Origin of the sequence: Methylobacterium variabile (assembly GCF_001043975.1) — a bacterium.
Lineage (GTDB): Bacteria > Pseudomonadota > Alphaproteobacteria > Rhizobiales > Beijerinckiaceae > Methylobacterium > Methylobacterium variabile.
In genome coordinates this window covers 1-940 of sequence record NZ_LABY01000473.1, presented here as the reverse complement: position 1 = coordinate 940, position 940 = coordinate 1, and the positions used below count along the sequence as shown (strand labels likewise).

General features: G+C 62.1%; 2 protein-coding genes. Both read left to right on the top strand.

The genetic code is table 11. The features are described from left to right. The coding region (locus tag VQ02_RS33975; RefSeq protein WP_245239296.1) for a hypothetical protein at positions 1 to 595 on the top strand (595 nt) is incomplete at its 5' end. After that, on the top strand, positions 595 to 940 hold a 346-nt coding region (locus VQ02_RS33970; RefSeq protein WP_048448693.1), incomplete at its 3' end, for a PIN domain-containing protein. The genes VQ02_RS33975 and VQ02_RS33970, both read left to right, overlap by 1 nt.

Sequence of the window (940 nt, the reverse complement as noted above, 5' to 3'; positions counted from 1 at the left end):
GTCTCGTGGGCTCTGGCGTATGGCAGCGGCATCGGACCGATCCAGTCTGGTCGCATCGCAGGGCTTTTTTGGCATCTGGCCGACAAGCGATGCGCTACCGCTTGAGGCGCTTGAGGCGATCCTCAACGGCCCTCTGGCCAACGCCTTTCTCGCTGAAAGAGCGTCTAACCAGCACTTCACCAATGAACTGCTCAAGCTCCTCCCAATGCCGAAGCGAGCGCTAGGCCATGTCGTGGAAGCCGTGAAGAAATACCACTCTGCATCTGCGGCCGCGGGCGCGGAAGCGCTGAGACCGGCAGGGATTGATGACGTCCTGAACAGGCTTCTGGTCGAAGTCGATGCGGAGGTGCTGCGAGCCTACGATCTACCGCCGCGCCTCGAACGTCGACTCCTCGAGTTCTTCCGTGGTCATGAGCACGAGCGCCGGGTGGATCATTCGTTCCACGGATGGCTGCCGGAGAATTTCACGGCGTACATGCCCTTGCACGAATATCTCGGACCCTTAGTGGAGCGCAATCGCGGCGCTTGGGCGCTTGAGGCGTTCACGCCGGCCCCCGAGGAAGAGGTACAGCTGCTGAGGCAGTACATCCACTGATGGACACCTATCTCCTCGACACCAACCTTGTGTCGGTCCTCTACGACGCAGGTCGGCCGAACAACCGTGCCGTCCGCGCAGCGCTCGCGGCCTTCGATCCCGCTGCGCCGCAGCTTGTCTCAGCGATCACGATCGGCGAGCTGCGCTTTGGTCTTGCCCTTTCACGGGCGGCGGGTCGACCGCTCGACCACATTGAGGCCTGCATCGAGCGGACGGAGGAACACCCGCTGGCGGAGGTTAGCCGTTACACGGCCGAAGCGTTCGGATATGTGAAATCAAGTGTAGCGCTGCAACGGGTTGACATCCGGAAGCGCGTTCCACGGTGGGTGGAGGGCTGGTCTGATC